Source organism: Pseudomonas fakonensis (genome assembly GCF_019139895.1).
Taxonomy (GTDB): Bacteria; Pseudomonadota; Gammaproteobacteria; order Pseudomonadales; family Pseudomonadaceae; genus Aquipseudomonas; species Aquipseudomonas fakonensis.
Genome location: NZ_CP077076.1, coordinates 1,254,245 through 1,270,534, shown reverse-complemented (window position 1 = coordinate 1,270,534; position 16,290 = coordinate 1,254,245). Strand labels below are relative to the sequence as shown.

The following is a 16,290-nucleotide window of genomic DNA, read 5'->3' as shown; positions in this document are numbered from 1 at the left end:
CGCTATGAGCAGCCCCAGGAGGCCTTGCCGTGTCCCAGCCCGTTTCGCCACAACCGCTCGACTGTTATGACCTCGCCGTGATCGGCGGCGGCATCAATGGCGTGGGTATCGCCGCCGATGCCGCCGGGCGTGGCCTGAGCGTGTTCCTGTGCGAAAAGGACGACCTGGCCCGGCACACCTCGTCGGCCAGCAGCAAGCTGATCCACGGCGGCCTGCGCTACCTGGAGCACTACGAATTCCGCCTGGTGCGCGAAGCCCTGGCCGAACGCGAAGTGCTGCTGGCCAAGGCCCCGCACATCGTCAAGCCAATGCGCTTCGTGCTGCCGCACCGCCCGCACCTGCGCCCGGCCTGGATGATCCGCGCCGGCCTGTTCCTGTACGACCACCTGGGCAAACGCAAGCGCCTGGGCGCCTCGCGCAGCCTGCGCTTCGGCCCGGGCTACCCGCTCAAGCCGGCCATTACCCGCGGCTTCGAATACGCCGACTGCGCCGTGGACGACGCCCGCCTGGTAGTGACCAACGCCATGGCCGCCCGTGAAAAGGGCGCGCACATCCACACCCGTACCCGCTGCCTGCGTGCCGAGCGTGTCGATGGCCTGTGGCAGGTCGAACTGCAGCACGCCGACGGCAGCCTGCAGACCATCCGCGCCCGCGCCCTGGTCAACGCAGCCGGCCCGTGGGTGGCCAGCTTCATCAAGGACGACCTCAAGCTCGACGCACCTTATGGCATCCGCCTGATCCAGGGCAGCCACCTGATCGTGCCGCGCCTGTACGAAGGCGAGCACGCCTACATTCTGCAGAACGAAGACCAGCGCATCGTGTTCTGCATCCCCTACCTGGACCGCTTCACCCTGATCGGTACTACCGACCGCGAATACAGCGGCGACCCGGCCCAGGTGGCGATCACCGCGCAGGAGACCGACTACCTGCTCAAGGTGGTCAACGAGCACTTCAACCACCAGCTGGACCGCGCCGACATCCTGCACACCTACTCCGGTGTACGCCCACTGTGCAACGACGAGTCGGACAACCCCTCGGCGGTGACCCGCGACTACACCCTGGCGCTGTCTGCCGGCGCAGGCGAGGCGCCGCTGCTGTCGGTGTTCGGCGGCAAGCTCACCACCTACCGCAAGCTGGCCGAATCGGCCATGGCCGAACTCAAGCCGTTCTTCACCCAGATGCGCGGCAGCTGGACCGCAGACGCACCGCTGCCTGGCGGCGAAAGCATGAGCAGCGTGCAGGCCCTGGTCGACGCCGTGCTGGCCAGCCACGGCTGGCTGCCGGTGGATATCGCCAAGCGCTGGGCGGTCACCTACGGTAGCCGCGTGTGGCAGTTGCTGGATGGCGTACAAGGGCCGCAAGACCTGGGCCAGGCCATTGGTGGCGGCCTGTTTACCCGGGAAGTGGACTACCTGTGCAGTCAGGAGTGGGCAGTCAGCGCCGATGACATCCTCTGGCGCCGTACCAAGCTCGGCCTGTTCACCAGCGCCGCCGAGCAGCAGGTACTCGCCGATTACCTGGCAAACGCCGAGCAGACCCGCGGGCGCGTTCGCGCGGCTTAAGGCAGCGCGCGGGCCTGCTCGGGCCGCATCGCAGGCAAGCCTGCTCCTACAGGGGCGCTTGAGCTCAAGGGTTCGAGCGCTCATAGGCCTCCTGCGCCAGGGTACGAATGAGCGCCCGCTCGGCATGCGCAAGCTCGACCATCAATGCATTGCTCTGCTCCAGGTATAGCTGCTCACCGGTTTCCCCAACCGCCGCCTCGATCACTTCGAGGCGCTGGTGGAAGGGTTCGGCCAGCGCCTCGAATCGCTCATGATAGTGCTCACGCACGTACCGCTCCCAGAACGGCCGTTGCGCCAACGACTCGATCACCCGTTCGCGGGTCTCCGTGGCCAGCACCTGCGCCTGTGCACGCCTGATGTCACTGGTGGTGAGCTTGGCAAAACTTTCGTAATGCATGGCTGACGGCTGCGCAGGCAGGCGTAACGCCGCCGCCAGCCTGATGCGCAAGAACAGCCGCACCTCGATTTCATCGATCAGGGCGATATCCCGCTCATGCAAGGTTTGCACATGCCGGGCAGCGAAGCGATCCAGCTCATCGAGCCGCAACAAACTGCGCCCCAGTTGCACAAGCCGCCCTTCCACCTGGGCCTGCGGTCCCTCGTACACGGCCTGTTCGGCCAGTACCGCCAGCTCGAACTGGCTTAGGGTCAGCAGCAGGCGGTCCTCACAGGTACGCGGGCCGCTGGCTTCGCTGAACAGGCGCAAGCGCAGCGGTTCATGGGCATGGCACGCCTCAAGGATGTGCCAGACCCTGTCGCGGTAGTACTCCGGATACTCGTCGAAATCATCGATCTGGGCGAAGTCATTCAGGAAACGAAACAGATCGGCCGAGTCGGGCTCGGCCTGCAGCGCATCCCACATCGCCAGGCGCTGATTACGGACCTCACCCCGTTCATGCCCCAGCCACAGGTCACGCAAGGCACTATCGGTCGCAGCATGTGCACCCCGGGACCCGCGCGCACCACTGGCCTGGTCCAGCAGGGCTTCGTCGGCCTCATCCAGCGGGTTGTCATGCAGGCTCAGCCGGCCCAGGCGCTGACGCAAGGCACTCAGGTCCATGCGCAACTGGCGGATGCTGTTGTCACGCAGGTCTGCAAGCCCGCGCCAGGACAACCGGCGCGCCGGCGTCGGCAGCGCCTCCAGCCCGGTCGCCCGCAGCAGCACCCGGCGCAAATGGCGCAACCCTGCAAGGTCAGGCGCCTGCCCCAGCGGGTTGTGGCTCAGGTCCAGGGTATTGAGCCTGGACAATGCCGCCAGACGGTCATTGCCCGCCGTGTTCAGCGTGATCTGGTTACGCGCCAGGTGCAGCTGGCGCAATTGCGTGAGCTGCTCCACCCCGGCGGGAATCGCCTCCAGCGCATTCTGGCGCAAGTCCAGTTCGACTAGGTTGGGAAAGCGCCCGAGAAAATCCGCATCGACCGCTGCCAACCCCATGTCCCTCAACACCAGGCGCCGTACATGAGAGAAATCGACGCCAGGGGGCAGTACCGGCAAGCGCCCCACCCGTTCACCTTCAATGACCAGAACCGGGTCACCGGCCAGGTCAACCAGCTTGCGCCGCCAACTGCGCCTGATCGTATCGGCCACCCGCTGCCGCCTGAGCATCTCCAGCGGGTTTGGCGCCAGATCGCGCCAGGCACGCAGTTGCTCACGCAACTCATTCAAATGTCGCCGCAGCAGGCTGTAGTGCTCCCACAGATCGACTCGCCGGCTGAGCAGGTCCAGCACGTAGGCCTCCATCTGCAAGTGAGTGAGGGTAGGGAAAATCTGATGAATGCCCTGCCGAATCGCCTGACGGCTGCTCTCGCCCCGGCCACTGAGCGGATAGCCGACACGCCCGTCAGCCAGCCGTCGCGGCGGCCGAACACCGCGCCCGAGCGGTGCCATGCCGATCAAGCCGGCAGCTTGTTCGCGATCAGCGCTGGCAGCGCGCCCCAGCCGGGCAGCTAGCGCCTGGTCATCTTCACCCGCCAGCCCCAGCAGGGTCTTCTGCCCATCGTCCAGGCTCAACCATAACGCCCGTACCAGGCTGTCACGGGAAGTGGCCTGTGCTGCGCCGGGGCCATCCTGCAGCGCATATCCGGCCCTCAGCTTGACGATGCAGCGCACGCTGCCGGCCTTGCCGTCGCCCTGGGAAGCCAACAACACGCCATCAGCCTGCCCCTCGCGCAATTCGATACGTACGGTCGCAGGCCAGGGCGCCAGGCGCTCGACCAAGCCCAGGGCCAGGCGCTCGCAATCCGCATTTACTGCCTGGGGCAGGCGCAAGCCGGCACAGGCGCGGTCCAGGCGACTGTCACGCAAATGCCAGCGAGCCCGCTCGGCCAGGGCCAGCGGAACCCGCTCATTGTCCAGCATGCCATCGACCTGCGCCGTATTGGCCTGGCTGACGATCTCCTCGGCAGCGCGCACCGTCAGGCCAGGGAAGTCCCTGCGCAGCAGGCTGGCAGCCCGGCCCGGTACACGCTCCCGCTCGGCCAGGTAACCTTCGAAGGCCGCGCCACGCAGGGCCGGGTACTGCAGGTGATGCCCCCGGCGTTCGTAGGCATCGAGCAGGCGTGCAGGGGGCTGGGCGTTTTCCAGGTGCAACTGGCGCAAACGCGCCTCGTCGAAGCCGGTCTGCTCGACCAGCTCGTCGGCGGCCTGGTCCGAGAGGGCGGCCAGTTGCCGGTCCAGTCGGCGCAGCAGCGAGCCGCAACCCTGCCATTGCTGAGGCCGCTCCAGCTCATGGTGCCAACCGCCACTGCCGTTGTGCTCAAGCTTGGGCGCATAGGCCCTGGGGCGCTGCGGATGCTCGATAGACCACTGCTCACTGGCCGGATCCTGGCTCACCTGATAGGCACCGTCATGCAAACGCAGACGCCAGGCATCCCCCGTGCGCACCTGCTGGCCAACGGCAAGCTCCCTGCCCTGCAGCCGATAGCTGTCCAGCGCGCCGCTGGCCAGCCGGGCCTGGCCACTGTCGGTGCGCAAAGGCGCCAGCCCATCGATGAACGGCAAACGGCGGGTGAGGCCCAGTGCCACAGACCCGGCCTTGCCCACCACCACCCCCACTGCCAGGCTCTGGGCTACACCGAACAGGTGGTCCAACGCGCCCTCCCGGTCCCCGATCGCCCAGTCTTCGTAGCCCTCATAGACCTGCTCGGCGACTTGCACCGCAGTCACCGCCAGCATCACTTGCCCCAGCACAGGCACGAACGCTCCCGCCAGGGCCAGCAGGTCGAAGCCCGCCGCGATCATGCCCTCCAGCCGCTCATGCCGATCAGCCTCGTCCTCATCCCCGGTCGGTACCGCCAGCACTCGCGCATCGTCCAGCAGCTTCTCCAACTGCAGGGCACGCAAATGGGCGAACAGCTTGCCGTCGATGGCCAGATTGCGCCCGTCCAGTTCGACCGCACTCCCCGGCGCAGCAACCCGCTGGAGCGCCTTCAGCGTGCCGAAGAATTTCGGCCGATCGCGCTCGCTGATGAAGCGCCCGAAAAACGCCCTGAACGCCGGCTGCAGTAAGCGCCCTGCCATTGACTGGTAAAGCGCCGCCCAGGAGGCATGGCGGCTGACAGGCTGCTGCTCGTCACCCGGTATCCAGGCAATCACGCCGGTCACCGGCTGGTCTGGAGCATCGCGCACTTCCAGGGCCACGACCCCTCGCACCTTTGTGCCCAACAGGTAAAGCTGCCGGGCGACCACCTGCTGCGGGGTCGATGGCACCACCGCTCGCGCAGCGAAAATGGCCACCAGCTGGTAGTAGGTTTGTTCGTCGATCTGCCGCCTGATCCTGGCCATGCGCACTGCAACTTCCAACTGGGCGCGCAGGTTCCCCTCGATCTGCTGTTCGAGCTCATGGGCGCCAGGGCTGCTACTCGCCGTCGGCTCGAACTTCAGTTTGAGCAGGAATTGATAACTGCCGCCCAGGTCGAGTTTGCGGCATAGCCCGGCGAACGCCTCGAAGCCAAGGGCCAACGGCCTGCCGTTCTCATCGCTCAGGTAGGTGCGACGAAAGATCGAAGGCCGCGTTTCGCTCTCGTGGAAGTTGTGCAGCGCGCAAGCCAGCAGGCTCTGGGTCGACTGGAAGGTGCGTCGGGGCGCTTTCAGGTGGGTAGAAGCGCTGGGCAACTCCGCATCCAGGCTGACATGCACCTTGCAACGGCGCACGTCGAGCCTGCCCAGGCCTGCATCCTCCAGGGCCTTTTGCAGCAGCGGCGCGGCAAAGGCCTCAAGGGACGGGACAGCTTGAAACAATGGAATGAGTTTTTCCGCGCAGGCCTGCTGCTCACGCAGCGCCCGATTCAAGGTGGTCAACTGTGCCTCGTCGGCCTGGCTCAGCCAACTCGGCAAGCGGCTGGCAATGAAAGCATCGATCGAGTCGTAAGGGATGGCAATATCGGTCATGGCTGGGGCTCCTGCCGCAAAACCCCAGCAGAGCATTTAAGGCCGCCCTGCCTGCGCTACATAGATCTGCCTGCCATTCATTCGGTTTCCCGAACGACAATCAGTCATTCATTCGGAAACCCGCACGGCAAAGCCACGCGCAAAATCGTCAAAAAACATTAATCCCTAGTATTTTCGCGCCGTTATGATCACTGTCAGAGCTTGGCACGACTCATGCTCTACACTTGGGAGCCGAATGCACCACGCTTGATGCTGTATTCGTTGAACGAAAGAGTCCGCCAACGGCTCCATAAAAAAAACAAACACGTCGAGGAAAATTTGATGCGCATCGTTCGTCAATTGCTGGGCGCCGCCATCGCGGCTGCAGTCATCTCGTCGCCCGTCATGGCTGAAGAGCTGACCGGCACGCTCAAGAAGATCAAGGACTCGGGCACCATCACCCTGGGCCACCGCGACTCCTCCATCCCGTTCTCCTACCTGGCCGGCAAGCCGGAACCGGTAGGCTACTCCCACGACATCCAGCTGGCCGTCGTCGAAGCGCTCAAGAAGCAACTGGGCACCGACATCAAGGTCAAGTACAACCTGGTCACCTCGCAAACCCGCATCCCGCTGGTGCAGAACGGCACCGTCGACCTGGAGTGCGGCTCTACCACCAACAACGTAGAGCGCCAGCAGCAGGTCGGTTTCACCGTGGGTATCTTCGAAGTCGGCACCCGCCTGCTGACCAAGGTCAAGGATGGCCAGCCATCCTATAAAGACTTCCCGGACCTGGCCGGCAAGAACGTGGTGACCACCGCAGGCACCACCTCCGAGCGTATCCTCAAGGCGATGAACGCCGACAAGCAGATGAAGATGAACGTGATCTCGGCAAAAGACCACGGCGAAGCCTTCAACATGCTCGAAAGCGGCCGCGCCGTGGCCTTCATGATGGACGACGCCCTGCTGGCCGGTGAAATGGCCAAGGCGCGCAAGCCGTCTGACTGGGTCATCACCGGCACCCCGCAGTCGTACGAAATCTACGGCTGCATGGTGCGCAAGGAAGACGCAGCGTTCAAGAAAGCGGTGGACGAAGCCATCGTCGCCTACTTCAAGTCGGGTGAGGTCAACAAGAGCTACGACAAGTGGTTCCAGCAGCCGATCCCACCGAAAGGCCTGAACCTGCAGTTCAAGATGAGCGACGAGCTGAAAAAACTGATCGCCGAGCCGACCGACAAGGCCGCCGACGACAAGCAGTCCTGATCCTCAGCTGCAGATAGTGGCCTGGCGCTCAACTGCGCGAATCGTTCCGACAGGCCACTGATTAAGTGTCTACCCTTCTTCCGAGGGCGCCCAGCGCCCTTGGAAGCTCGAAGGTGCCCGTGAAACAACCGTCTGAGGGGAAATCCCGATGAATTACAACTGGGACTGGGGCGTGTTCTTCAAGTCCACCGGCGTGGGCAGCGAGACCTATCTGGACTGGTACATCACCGGTCTGGGCTGGACCATCGCCATCGCCATCTCTGCCTGGATCATCGCGCTGCTGCTGGGGTCGGTCCTCGGCGTCATGCGCACCGTGCCCAACCGTCTGGTGTCAGGGATCGCCACCGCCTACGTAGAGCTGTTCCGCAACGTGCCGCTGCTGGTGCAGCTGTTCATCTGGTACTTCCTGGTCCCCGACCTGCTGCCCGAAGGCCTGCAGGAGTGGTTCAAGCAAGACCTCAACCCGACCACCTCGGCACTGATCAGCGTGGTCATCTGCCTGGGCCTGTTTACCGCTGCCCGGGTGTGCGAACAGGTGCGTACCGGTATCCAGGCGCTGCCGCGCGGCCAGGAAGCCGCTGCCCGTGCCATGGGTTTCAGCCTGTCGCAGATCTACAGCAACGTGCTGCTGCCACAAGCCTACCGGATCATCATCCCGCCGCTTACCTCCGAATTTCTCAACGTGTTCAAGAACTCCTCGGTAGCCTCGTTGATCGGCCTGATGGAGCTGCTGGCACAGACCAAACAGACGGCCGAGTTCTCCGCCAACCTGTTCGAGGCATTCACCCTGGCCACGCTGATCTACTTCACCCTGAACATGGGCCTGATGCTGCTGATGCGCATGGTCGAGAAGAAAGTCGCCGTGCCTGGCCTGATTTCCGTGGGGGGCAAGTAAATGGACATGGATTTCAGCGAAATCATCCCGGCCCTGCCGGCGCTGTGGGAAGGCATGCTGCTGACCCTGCAACTGATGGTGATGGGCGTGGTCGGCGGTATCGCCCTGGGCACCGTGCTGGCCCTGATGCGCCTGTCGTCGAGCAAGCTGCTGGCCAATATCGCCGGTGCCTACGTCAACTACTTCCGCTCCATCCCGCTGCTGCTGGTGATCACCTGGTTCTACCTGGCGGTGCCGTTCGTGCTGCGCTGGATCACCGGCGAAGACACCCCGGTCGGTGCGTTCACCTCGTGCGTGGTGGCGTTCATGATGTTCGAGGCGGCGTACTTCTGCGAAATCGTGCGTGCCGGTGTGCAGTCGATCTCCAAGGGCCAGATGGGCGCCGCCCAGGCCCTAGGCATGACCTACGGCCAGGTCATGCGCCTGATCATCCTGCCCCAGGCGTTTCGCAAGATGACCCCGCTGCTGCTGCAGCAGAGCATCATCCTGTTCCAGGACACCTCGCTGGTGTACACCGTGGGCCTGGTCGACTTCCTCAACTCCTCGCGTGCCAACGGCGACATCATCGGGCGCTCCCATGAGTTCCTGATCTTCGCCGGTGTCGTCTACTTCATCATCAGCTTCTCCGCTTCGTGGCTGGTCAAGCGCCTGCAAAAAAGGATCACCGTATGATTTCCATCAAGAACGTCAACAAGTGGTACGGGGACTTCCAGGTGCTGACCGACTGCAGCACCGAGGTCAAGAAGGGTGAAGTGGTGGTGGTGTGCGGGCCGTCCGGTTCGGGCAAGTCCACCCTGATCAAGTGCGTCAACGCGCTGGAGCCGTTCCAGAAGGGCGACATCGTGGTCGACGGCACCTCCATCGCCGACCCCAAGACCAACCTGCCCAAGCTGCGTTCGCGGGTGGGCATGGTGTTCCAGCACTTCGAGCTGTTCCCGCACCTGACCATCACCGAAAACCTCACCATCGCCCAGCGCAAGGTGCTCGGCCGCAGTGAAGCCGAAGCCACCAAGAAGGGCCTGGCCCTGCTCGACCGCGTCGGCCTTGGTGCCCACGCCAAAAAGCACCCCGGCCAGTTGTCCGGCGGCCAGCAACAGCGCGTGGCCATCGCCCGCGCGCTGTCGATGGACCCGATCGTCATGCTGTTCGACGAACCCACCTCGGCGCTGGACCCTGAAATGGTCAACGAAGTACTGGACGTGATGGTCGAGCTGGCCCACGAAGGCATGACCATGATGTGCGTGACCCACGAGATGGGCTTTGCCCGCAAGGTCGCCAACCGGGTGATCTTCATGGACAAGGGCAACATCATCGAGGACTGCCAGAAGGAAGACTTCTTCGGCAACCCCGAAGGCCGCCACGAACGCACCCAGCACTTCCTCAGCAAGATCCTGCAACACTAAGTAGGGCCCGGTTCCGCTGCCCGCCCGGGCAGCGGATGCTGGTCGTGACAAGGCCACTGTGATGAAATGCGACCCTTCGCTCCTTCGCCCTGCCCAGCCCGCCGTGAAATCCCGCCTGATCCGCCAATTGCTGCTACCGCCGCTGGTCATCCTGCTGATGGTCGGGCTGGGTTTTGCCGGCTTCATGATCAGCGAGAACAACGGCATTCGCACCCTGAGCGAGAACGGCGAGCGCGCCCTCGAACTGCACGCGCGCACGGTCGAGAGCGAAATCAGCAAGTACACCTACCTGCCCAGCCTGCTCGAGCTGGAAGACAGCGTGTCACTGTTGCTCACCGACCCCGACGGCGGCAACCGCCAGGCCGTCAACGAATACCTCGAAGGCTTGAACCGGCGCAGCCGCAGCCGGGCTATCTTCGTCCTCGACACCAATGGCCGGGTGCAGGCCACCAGCAACTGGCGCGACGCCGACTCGTTCCTGGGGGAAGACCTGGCTTTTCGTGCCTACTTCCAGGACGCCGTGCGCGGCGAGCCTGGGCGCTTCTACGGCATCGGCAGCACCACCGGTGAAGCCGGCTACTACCTGGCCCACGGGCTTGAAGAACACGGCAAGATCATCGGTGTGGCGGTGATCAAGGTGCGCCTGGACACGCTGGAAGAGCGCTGGCAGCGCGCCCGCCTGGAAGCCTTCGTCAGCGACGAAAACGGCATCATCATCCTGTCCAGCGACCCGGCGCGGCGGCTCAAGTCGGTACGCCCGCTGACCCCGCAAATCAAGGAGCGCCTGGCGCGCAGCCTGCAGTACTACTGGTGGCCGCTCAACGAGCTGCAACCCCTGGCCCGCGAGACCCTGGCCGATGGCGTCGAGAAGCTGACCTTCCCGGCCAACAGCGAGACCGACAAGGGCAAGCAGCGCGAAGTGGCCTACCTGGCCCAGACCCGGCGCCTGGTCGACACCCCCTGGCACTTCACCCTGCTGACCCCGCTGCAGGACCTGCGCCGCGAGTCCATGGTGCAGGGCATCCTGGTGGGCGTGGCCTTTGCCCTGCTGGCGATCCTCGGCATTGCCTGGAACGAGCGGCGCAAAGTGATCGCCACCCGCCTGGCCGCCCGCGAGGCGCTGGAAGAAGCCAACAGCCAGCTGGAGCGGCGCATCACCGAGCGCACCACCGACCTGCGCGCCAGCAACGAACGCCTCAAGGGGCAGATTCGCGAACGCCGCCATGCCGAACAGACCCTGCGCCACGCCCAGGACGAGCTGGTACAGGCTGGCAAGCTGGCCGCCATCGGGCAGATGTCCACCAGCATCGCCCACGAACTCAACCAGCCACTGGCGGCGCTGCGTACGCTGTCGGGCAATACCGTACGTTTTCTCGAGCGCGGCGCGCTGGACACCGCCAGCACCAACCTGCGCACCATGAACGAGCTGATCGACCGCATGGGCCGCATCACCGCCAGCCTGCGCTCGTTCGCCAGACGCGGCGACGACAGCGGCCAGGCCTCGCTGGACAAGGCCGTCGATGCCACCCTGCAGGTGCTCAACCAGCGTATCGGCGCCTGCCACCTGCACCGCCAGTTCGACGACCAGCAACTGGCCATCGACCAGACCCGCCTGGAGCAGATCCTGGTCAACCTGATCGGCAACGCCCTCGACGCCATGGCCAGCCAGCCACAGCCGCAGCTGTGGCTCGAAGGCGAGGTACAGGGCGACAGGTACCGCCTGCGGGTGCGCGACAACGGCCACGGCATCGACCCCGAGGCGCGCAAGCACCTGTTCGAACCCTTCTTCACCACCAAACCGGGCGAGCACGGCCTGGGCCTGGGCCTGACCTTGTCGGCCAGCCTGGCCACCGCCGCCAGGGGCACTCTGAGCGTCGAACACCCCGCCGGTGGCGGTACCGCGTTCGTCCTCGCCCTGCCCCTGGCCACTCCCCCCAGCGAAACGGCAGAGCACCCATGACCCAAGCGCCCCTTACCGTCCTGATCGTCGAAGACGACCCGCATGTGCTGCTCGGCTGCCAGCAGGCGCTGGCCCTGGAAGACATCGCCTGCGAGGGCGTCGGCACCGCCGAGCAGGCCCTCGAGCGTATCGGCGATGATTTTGCCGGCATCGTCGTCAGTGACATCCGCCTGCCCGGCATCGACGGCCTGGAGCTTCTCAACCGCCTCAAGGCCCGCGACCGCAGCCTGCCGGTGGTGTTGATCACCGGCCACGGCGACATCGACATGGCAGTGGGGGCCATGCGCAATGGCGCCTACGACTTCATGGAAAAGCCCTTTTCACCGGAGCGCCTGGTGGATGTGGTGCGCCGCGCGCTGGAGCAGCGCGGGCTGTCCCGCGAGGTGGTGGCCCTGCGCCGCCAGCTGGCCGGGCAAAGCAACCTGCAAAGCCGCATCATCGGCCGCTCACCGGCCATGGAGCAGTTGCGCGAGCTGATCGCCAACGTCGCCGACACCTCGGCCAACGTGCTGATCGAAGGCGAAACCGGCACCGGCAAGGAGCTGGTCGCCCGCTGCCTGCACGACTTCAGCCGGCGCCAGGGCCGGCCGTTCGTGGCACTGAACTGCGGCGGCCTGCCAGAGAACCTGTTCGAGAGCGAAATATTCGGCCACGAGGCCAATGCCTTCACCGGCGCCGGCAAGCGCCGCATCGGCAAGATCGAACACGCCAACGGCGGCACGCTGTTCCTCGACGAGGTCGAGAGCATGCCGATCAACCTGCAGATCAAGCTGCTGCGCGTGCTGCAGGAGCGCACCCTGGAGCGCCTGGGGTCTAACCAGAGCATCCCGGTGGACTGCCGAGTGATCGCCGCCACCAAGTCCGACCTCGATGCACTGGGCCAGAGCGGGCAGTTTCGCAGCGACCTGTACTACCGGCTGAACGTGGTCACCCTGGAGTTGCCGCCGCTGCGCGAGCGCCGCGAAGACGTGCGCCAGCTGTTCGAGCATTTCTTGCAGCAGTCGGCGCTGCGCTTCGACCGCGAAACACCCGAGCTCGACAGCCAGACCCTGTCGCGCCTGCTGGCCCACGACTGGCCCGGCAACGTGCGCGAGCTGCGCAACGTCGCCGAGCGCTACGCCCTGGGCCTGCCGGCATTCAAGAAGGGCCCCAGCGGCGGAGCCAGCCAGGGCCTGGGCTTTGCCGAGGCGGTGGAAGCCTTCGAACGCAACCTGCTCGGCGACGCCCTGCAACGCACCGGCGGCAACCTCAGCCAGGCCAGCCAGGAGCTGGGCATGGCCAAGACCACCTTGTTCGACAAAGTCAAGAAATACGGCCTCGGCTGACCCGCCCCCAACCTGGAAAGACAACGTGGACCTGGTATTCAAAGCGGCGCTGGGCGCCGGCGTGGTGGTGCTTCTGGCGATCCTGTCGAAGACCCGCAACTACTACATCGCAGGGCTGGTGCCACTGTTCCCGACCTTCGCCCTGATCGCCCACTACATCGTCGGCAAGGGCCGCTCGCTGGCGGACCTGAAGACCACCATCCTGTTTGGCATGTGGTCGATCATTCCGTACTTCGTGTACCTGGCCACCCTGTATGTGCTGGTCGACCGTATGCGCCTGGAAGCCTCGCTGGCCCTGGCGACGGTAGCCTGGCTGATGGCCGCGACGGTGCTGGTGAGCTTGTGGGTGCGGTTGCACTGAGCCGAATCGGCTGGCGCGCTCGTTGTAGGAGCGGCCTTGTGTCGCGAAAGGGTCGCGTAGCGGCCCCGGGATAGTCGCATCATCCTAGATCGCCGGGGCTGCTTCGCAGCCCTTTCGCGGCACAAGGCCGCTCCTACAGGAGGCCACAGCCCGGCGCGCAGGCTCGGGCTCGGGCTCACAGCCCGGCGATATGGGTCACATCCTGGCGGTGCGCCTGCAGGTAGGGCAGCACCGCCCCCAGCAGCGGCTGCTTGAACGGCTCCTGGAAGCGGTGTGCCAACCCCGGTATCAAGCGCAGCTGGCTGCCTTGGATATGCGCCGCCAGGTGCACCCCGTGCATCACCGGCAGCAGCGGGTCGGCGGTGCCATGCACCACCAGCGTTGGCACACGCAACTGGTTGAGCAGCTCCACCCGGCTGGGCTCGGCCAATATCGCCATGATCTGGCGTTTCACCCCCTCGGGGTTGAACGCCCGGTCATAGGCCAGCGCTGCCTGCTGCAACAGCACCGCGCGATCGTCCTTCACCTGCGGGCTACCCAGGGCTGCCAACAGGTCGGCCTGCTGCTCGATGGCCACCTCGCGGCTGGGCGCGCTGCGCCGGGCCAGCAACTGCACCAGTGCAGGGTTGGGTGCCGGCAGCCCGGCGGCCCCCGAACTGGACATCACCAGCGTCAGGCTACGCACCCGCTCTGGCGCCATGGCCGCGATGTGCTGGGCGATCATGCCGCCCATGCTCACCCCCAGCACGTGGAACTGGCGAATTTCCAGCGCATCCATAAGCCGCACGCCGTCGTTGGCCATGTCGGTCAAGGTATAAGGCGCCGACACCGGCAGGCCGAGCTTGTAGCGCACCAGCTCGATGGTGAGGTTGGCACTGGCCGGCAGTTGGTTCCAGCGCGACAGGCCGACATCGCGGTTGTCATAGCGGATCACCCGAAAGCCCTGCTGGCACAGCGCTTCGACCACGTCGTCCGGCCAGTGGATCAACTGCCCGCCCAGCCCCATCACCAGCAGCAAGGCAGGGTCGCGCGCAGCGCCGACGCTCTGGTAGACCAGGCTCAGTTCACCCAGCTCGGCACGTTGCACCGGCACGTGAGGGTTACAGCGGTCATCGGCGAAAGCTGCCGGCGCGCTGACCAGAAAAAAGAAGAAAAGTAGTAAAGCCCGCATGAAAAGAAACACCAGAATGCAGATCCCCAGTAGAGCGCGAGTCTGATGAAAAACATTCGGGCGCGCTGCCACAAAACCGTGACAGTTTCATGAACCTTGCCGAGTGGTCATCGCCACCACACAGTCGACAGGCCGGGGCAACATGAGCGAAACTCAACACAACCCTGCCTTTAGTCAAATATTGTTCACGGAGCCGCTGTGCTGGAAATCCGCCACCTGAAAACCCTTCATGCCCTGCGCGAGGCCGACAGCCTGGTGGAGGCCGCCGAGCGCCTGCACCTGACCCAGTCGGCACTGTCGCACCAGTTCAAGGAGCTGGAAGAACGCCTTGGCCTGCCGCTTTTCGTGCGCAAGACCAAACCCATTCGCTTCACCAGCGCCGGCCTGCGCCTGCTGCAACTGGCCGACGCCACCCTGCCGCTGCTGCGTGGCGCTGAACGCGACATCGCGCGCCTGGCCGGCGGTACTGCCGGGCGCCTGCACATGGCCATCGAATGCCACAGCTGCTTCCAGTGGCTGATGCCGACCATCGACCAGTTCCGCGACGCCTGGCCGGAGGTAGAGCTGGACCTCGCCTCGGGCTTCGCCTTTGCCCCGCTGCCGGCACTGGCCCGCGGCGACCTCGACCTGGTGGTGACCTCCGACCCGCTGGACCTGGCCGGCATCACCTACGTGCCGCTGTTCACCTACGAGGCCATGCTGGCGGTGGCCAACCAGCACCCGCTGGCCAGCAAACCGTACATGGTGCCCCAGGACCTGCTCGACCAGACCTTGATCACCTACCCGGTGGAGCGCGACCGCCTGGATATCTTCACCCGCTTCCTGGAACCGGCCGACATCGAGCCGGCCGCCGTGCGCACCTCTGAGCTGACGGTGATGATGATGCAGCTGGTGGCCAGCGGGCGCGGCGTGTGCGGCATGCCGCACTGGGCGCTGCACGAGTACAGCTCGCGCGGCTATGTGAAGGGCAAGCGCCTGGGCGAAAAGGGGCTGTTCGCCACGCTTTATGCGGCGGTACGCACCGACATGCTCGATGCGCCGTACATGCGCGATTTCCTGCTGACCGCCAAGGATACTTCGTTCGCCACCCTCGATGGGGTCAGCGCGGTGCGTTGAGGGTTTCGCGCCACAGCGGCAGGATCAGGTCGCGGGTCAGCGGCGCCAGTTCCAGGCCCGGGGTTGCGTCTGCCGCCAGCCATAGCACTTCTTCGATTTCTGCGGCCGGGGCCACGGCCTGGTCGCAGTCGACCCGGAACAGCTCGGCCTGCACCTCAAAGCCCGGCTCATTGGCGGCCGGTGCGCTGAAGCGGCCCAAGTGAGTGGCCTGAACGGGGTCCAAGTGCAGGCCGAGTTCTTCGTGCAGCTCACGCACCAGGGCCTGGGCCGGCGTTTCGCCGGCGTCGATCTTGCCACCGGGCTGCATGAAGGCTTGCGTGCCGCGCTTGCGTACCAGCAGGGTGCGGCCTTGCGCGTCGATCAGCAGGGCGGCGGCGATACGGATGGTCTTGGGCATGACGGGCTCGCGTTTTTCAAAGGGCTGCAGGATACCCGACAAGCCCGCTCGCACACAGCAAATCGACCGGCGTGGGAGCGGGCTTGCCCCGCGATAGTCTTGGGCTACTTGCCGGTAAACCCGGCAAAGCGCTTGTTGAACCCTGCCACCCGCCCTTCCACGGTGGTCTTGCGCTGCTGCCCGGTGTACACCGGGTGCGAGGCACTGGATACATCCAGCGCCACGTAGGGGTAGGTCTGGCCGTCGCTGTGCACCTGTGTGCGGTCGGTGTCCACGGTCGAGCCGATCAGAAAATACGCATCGGCGGCAGTGTCGTGAAACAGCACGGTACGGTAGGCGGGGTGAATGCCAGCTTTCATGTCGAAGGTCTCCTCGGGGCGATTTACGTTACTTTATAACATAAATAATCGAGAATGATTTTCGATACGTGCATTTTCATTTTTTCGCTTGCCCAGCAAGCTGGCGAAACGC

The 16,290-nt window shown here is 65.0% G+C and carries 13 protein-coding genes; 9 read left to right on the top strand and 4 right to left on the bottom strand.

Annotation, left to right across the window (positions count from 1 at the left end):
• Positions 1 to 29 precede the first annotated feature (29 nt).
• Positions 30 to 1,562, top strand: a complete 1,533-nt coding sequence (gene glpD / locus KSS94_RS05805; protein ID WP_217842082.1) for a glycerol-3-phosphate dehydrogenase — start codon at positions 30 to 32, stop codon at positions 1,560 to 1,562.
• 64 nt (positions 1,563 to 1,626) lie between these two features.
• Here the strand turns inward: glpD and KSS94_RS05800 are convergent, their stop codons facing one another.
• A complete protein-coding gene (locus tag KSS94_RS05800) occupies positions 1,627 to 5,952 on the bottom strand; it encodes an NEL-type E3 ubiquitin ligase domain-containing protein (protein ID WP_217842081.1) in 4,326 nt (1,441 codons plus the stop codon).
• 321 nt (positions 5,953 to 6,273) lie between these two features.
• Here KSS94_RS05800 and KSS94_RS05795 point away from each other — a divergent pair, with 321 nt between their 5' ends.
• The 7 genes from KSS94_RS05795 (at position 6,274) to KSS94_RS05765 (ending at position 13,135) form a co-directional block, all read left to right on the top strand.
• Positions 6,274 to 7,191, top strand: a complete 918-nt coding sequence (locus tag KSS94_RS05795) for a glutamate/aspartate ABC transporter substrate-binding protein (protein ID WP_217842080.1) — start codon at positions 6,274 to 6,276, stop codon at positions 7,189 to 7,191.
• Between the two features lie 148 nt (positions 7,192 to 7,339).
• Positions 7,340 to 8,086: an amino acid ABC transporter permease gene (locus KSS94_RS05790; RefSeq protein ID WP_217842079.1), complete on the top strand. Its 747-nt coding sequence runs from the start codon at positions 7,340 to 7,342 to the stop codon at positions 8,084 to 8,086.
• Positions 8,087 to 8,758: an amino acid ABC transporter permease gene (locus KSS94_RS05785; RefSeq protein ID WP_217842078.1), complete on the top strand. Its 672-nt coding sequence runs from the start codon at positions 8,087 to 8,089 to the stop codon at positions 8,756 to 8,758. It abuts the gene before it with no gap.
• Positions 8,755 to 9,489, top strand: coding sequence for an amino acid ABC transporter ATP-binding protein (locus KSS94_RS05780; RefSeq protein WP_217842077.1), 735 nt, complete (start codon positions 8,755 to 8,757; stop codon positions 9,487 to 9,489). The genes KSS94_RS05785 and KSS94_RS05780 overlap by 4 nt, the downstream gene beginning before the upstream one ends.
• Positions 9,490 to 9,550: 61 nt before the next feature.
• Complete coding sequence (gene aauS, locus KSS94_RS05775) at positions 9,551 to 11,449, top strand: two-component sensor histidine kinase AauS (RefSeq protein WP_217842076.1); 1,899 nt, start codon at positions 9,551 to 9,553, stop codon at positions 11,447 to 11,449.
• A complete protein-coding gene (aauR, locus tag KSS94_RS05770) occupies positions 11,446 to 12,774 on the top strand; it encodes a two-component response regulator AauR (RefSeq protein WP_217842075.1) in 1,329 nt (442 codons plus the stop codon). Before aauS ends, aauR begins: the two co-directional genes overlap by 4 nt.
• 25 nt (positions 12,775 to 12,799) lie before the next feature.
• Entirely contained in the window at positions 12,800 to 13,135 is a 336-nt protein-coding gene (locus KSS94_RS05765; RefSeq protein ID WP_217842074.1) for a GlpM family protein, read from the top strand.
• Positions 13,136 to 13,310: 175 nt separating this feature from the next.
• On the opposite strand, the gene KSS94_RS05760 is transcribed toward KSS94_RS05765, so the two are convergent.
• Complete coding sequence (locus tag KSS94_RS05760; protein WP_217842073.1) at positions 13,311 to 14,306, bottom strand: alpha/beta fold hydrolase; 996 nt, start codon at positions 14,304 to 14,306, stop codon at positions 13,311 to 13,313.
• A gap of 198 nt (positions 14,307 to 14,504) precedes the next feature.
• Here KSS94_RS05760 and metR point away from each other — a divergent pair, with 198 nt between their 5' ends.
• Positions 14,505 to 15,422, top strand: coding sequence for a transcriptional regulator MetR (metR, locus tag KSS94_RS05755; RefSeq protein WP_060512723.1), 918 nt, complete (start codon positions 14,505 to 14,507; stop codon positions 15,420 to 15,422).
• On the opposite strand, the gene KSS94_RS05750 is transcribed toward metR, so the two are convergent.
• Together KSS94_RS05750 and KSS94_RS05745 are read right to left on the bottom strand one after the other, a co-directional pair.
• Complete coding sequence (locus tag KSS94_RS05750) at positions 15,406 to 15,819, bottom strand: NUDIX hydrolase (protein WP_217842072.1); 414 nt, start codon at positions 15,817 to 15,819, stop codon at positions 15,406 to 15,408. The two genes, metR and KSS94_RS05750, sit on opposite strands and share 17 nt — an antisense overlap.
• Before the next feature lie 104 nt (positions 15,820 to 15,923).
• Positions 15,924 to 16,178 carry a type B 50S ribosomal protein L31 gene (locus KSS94_RS05745; RefSeq protein WP_217842071.1) on the bottom strand — a complete coding sequence of 85 codons (255 nt, stop codon included), beginning with the start codon at positions 16,176 to 16,178 and terminating at the stop codon, positions 15,924 to 15,926.
• Positions 16,179 to 16,290: the final 112 nt, after the last annotated feature.

Bases quoted from the DNA above. Each gene is read 5' to 3' on its own strand.
- KSS94_RS05750 (WP_217842072.1), bottom strand. From the start codon at position 15,819: ATGCCCAAGACCATCCGTATCGCCGCCGCCCTGCTGATCGACGCGCAA.
- KSS94_RS05790 (WP_217842079.1), top strand. From the start codon at position 7,340: ATGAATTACAACTGGGACTGGGGCGTGTTCTTCAAGTCCACCGGCGTG.
- aauS (WP_217842076.1), top strand. From the start codon at position 9,551: ATGAAATGCGACCCTTCGCTCCTTCGCCCTGCCCAGCCCGCCGTGAAA.
- KSS94_RS05780 (WP_217842077.1), top strand. From the start codon at position 8,755: ATGATTTCCATCAAGAACGTCAACAAGTGGTACGGGGACTTCCAGGTG.
- KSS94_RS05800 (WP_217842081.1), bottom strand. From the start codon at position 5,952: ATGACCGATATTGCCATCCCTTACGACTCGATCGATGCTTTCATTGCC.
- KSS94_RS05795 (WP_217842080.1), top strand. From the start codon at position 6,274: ATGCGCATCGTTCGTCAATTGCTGGGCGCCGCCATCGCGGCTGCAGTC.
- KSS94_RS05745 (WP_217842071.1), bottom strand. From the start codon at position 16,178: ATGAAAGCTGGCATTCACCCCGCCTACCGTACCGTGCTGTTTCACGAC.
- KSS94_RS05760 (WP_217842073.1), bottom strand. From the start codon at position 14,306: ATGCGGGCTTTACTACTTTTCTTCTTTTTTCTGGTCAGCGCGCCGGCA.
- KSS94_RS05785 (WP_217842078.1), top strand. From the start codon at position 8,087: ATGGACATGGATTTCAGCGAAATCATCCCGGCCCTGCCGGCGCTGTGG.
- aauR (WP_217842075.1), top strand. From the start codon at position 11,446: ATGACCCAAGCGCCCCTTACCGTCCTGATCGTCGAAGACGACCCGCAT.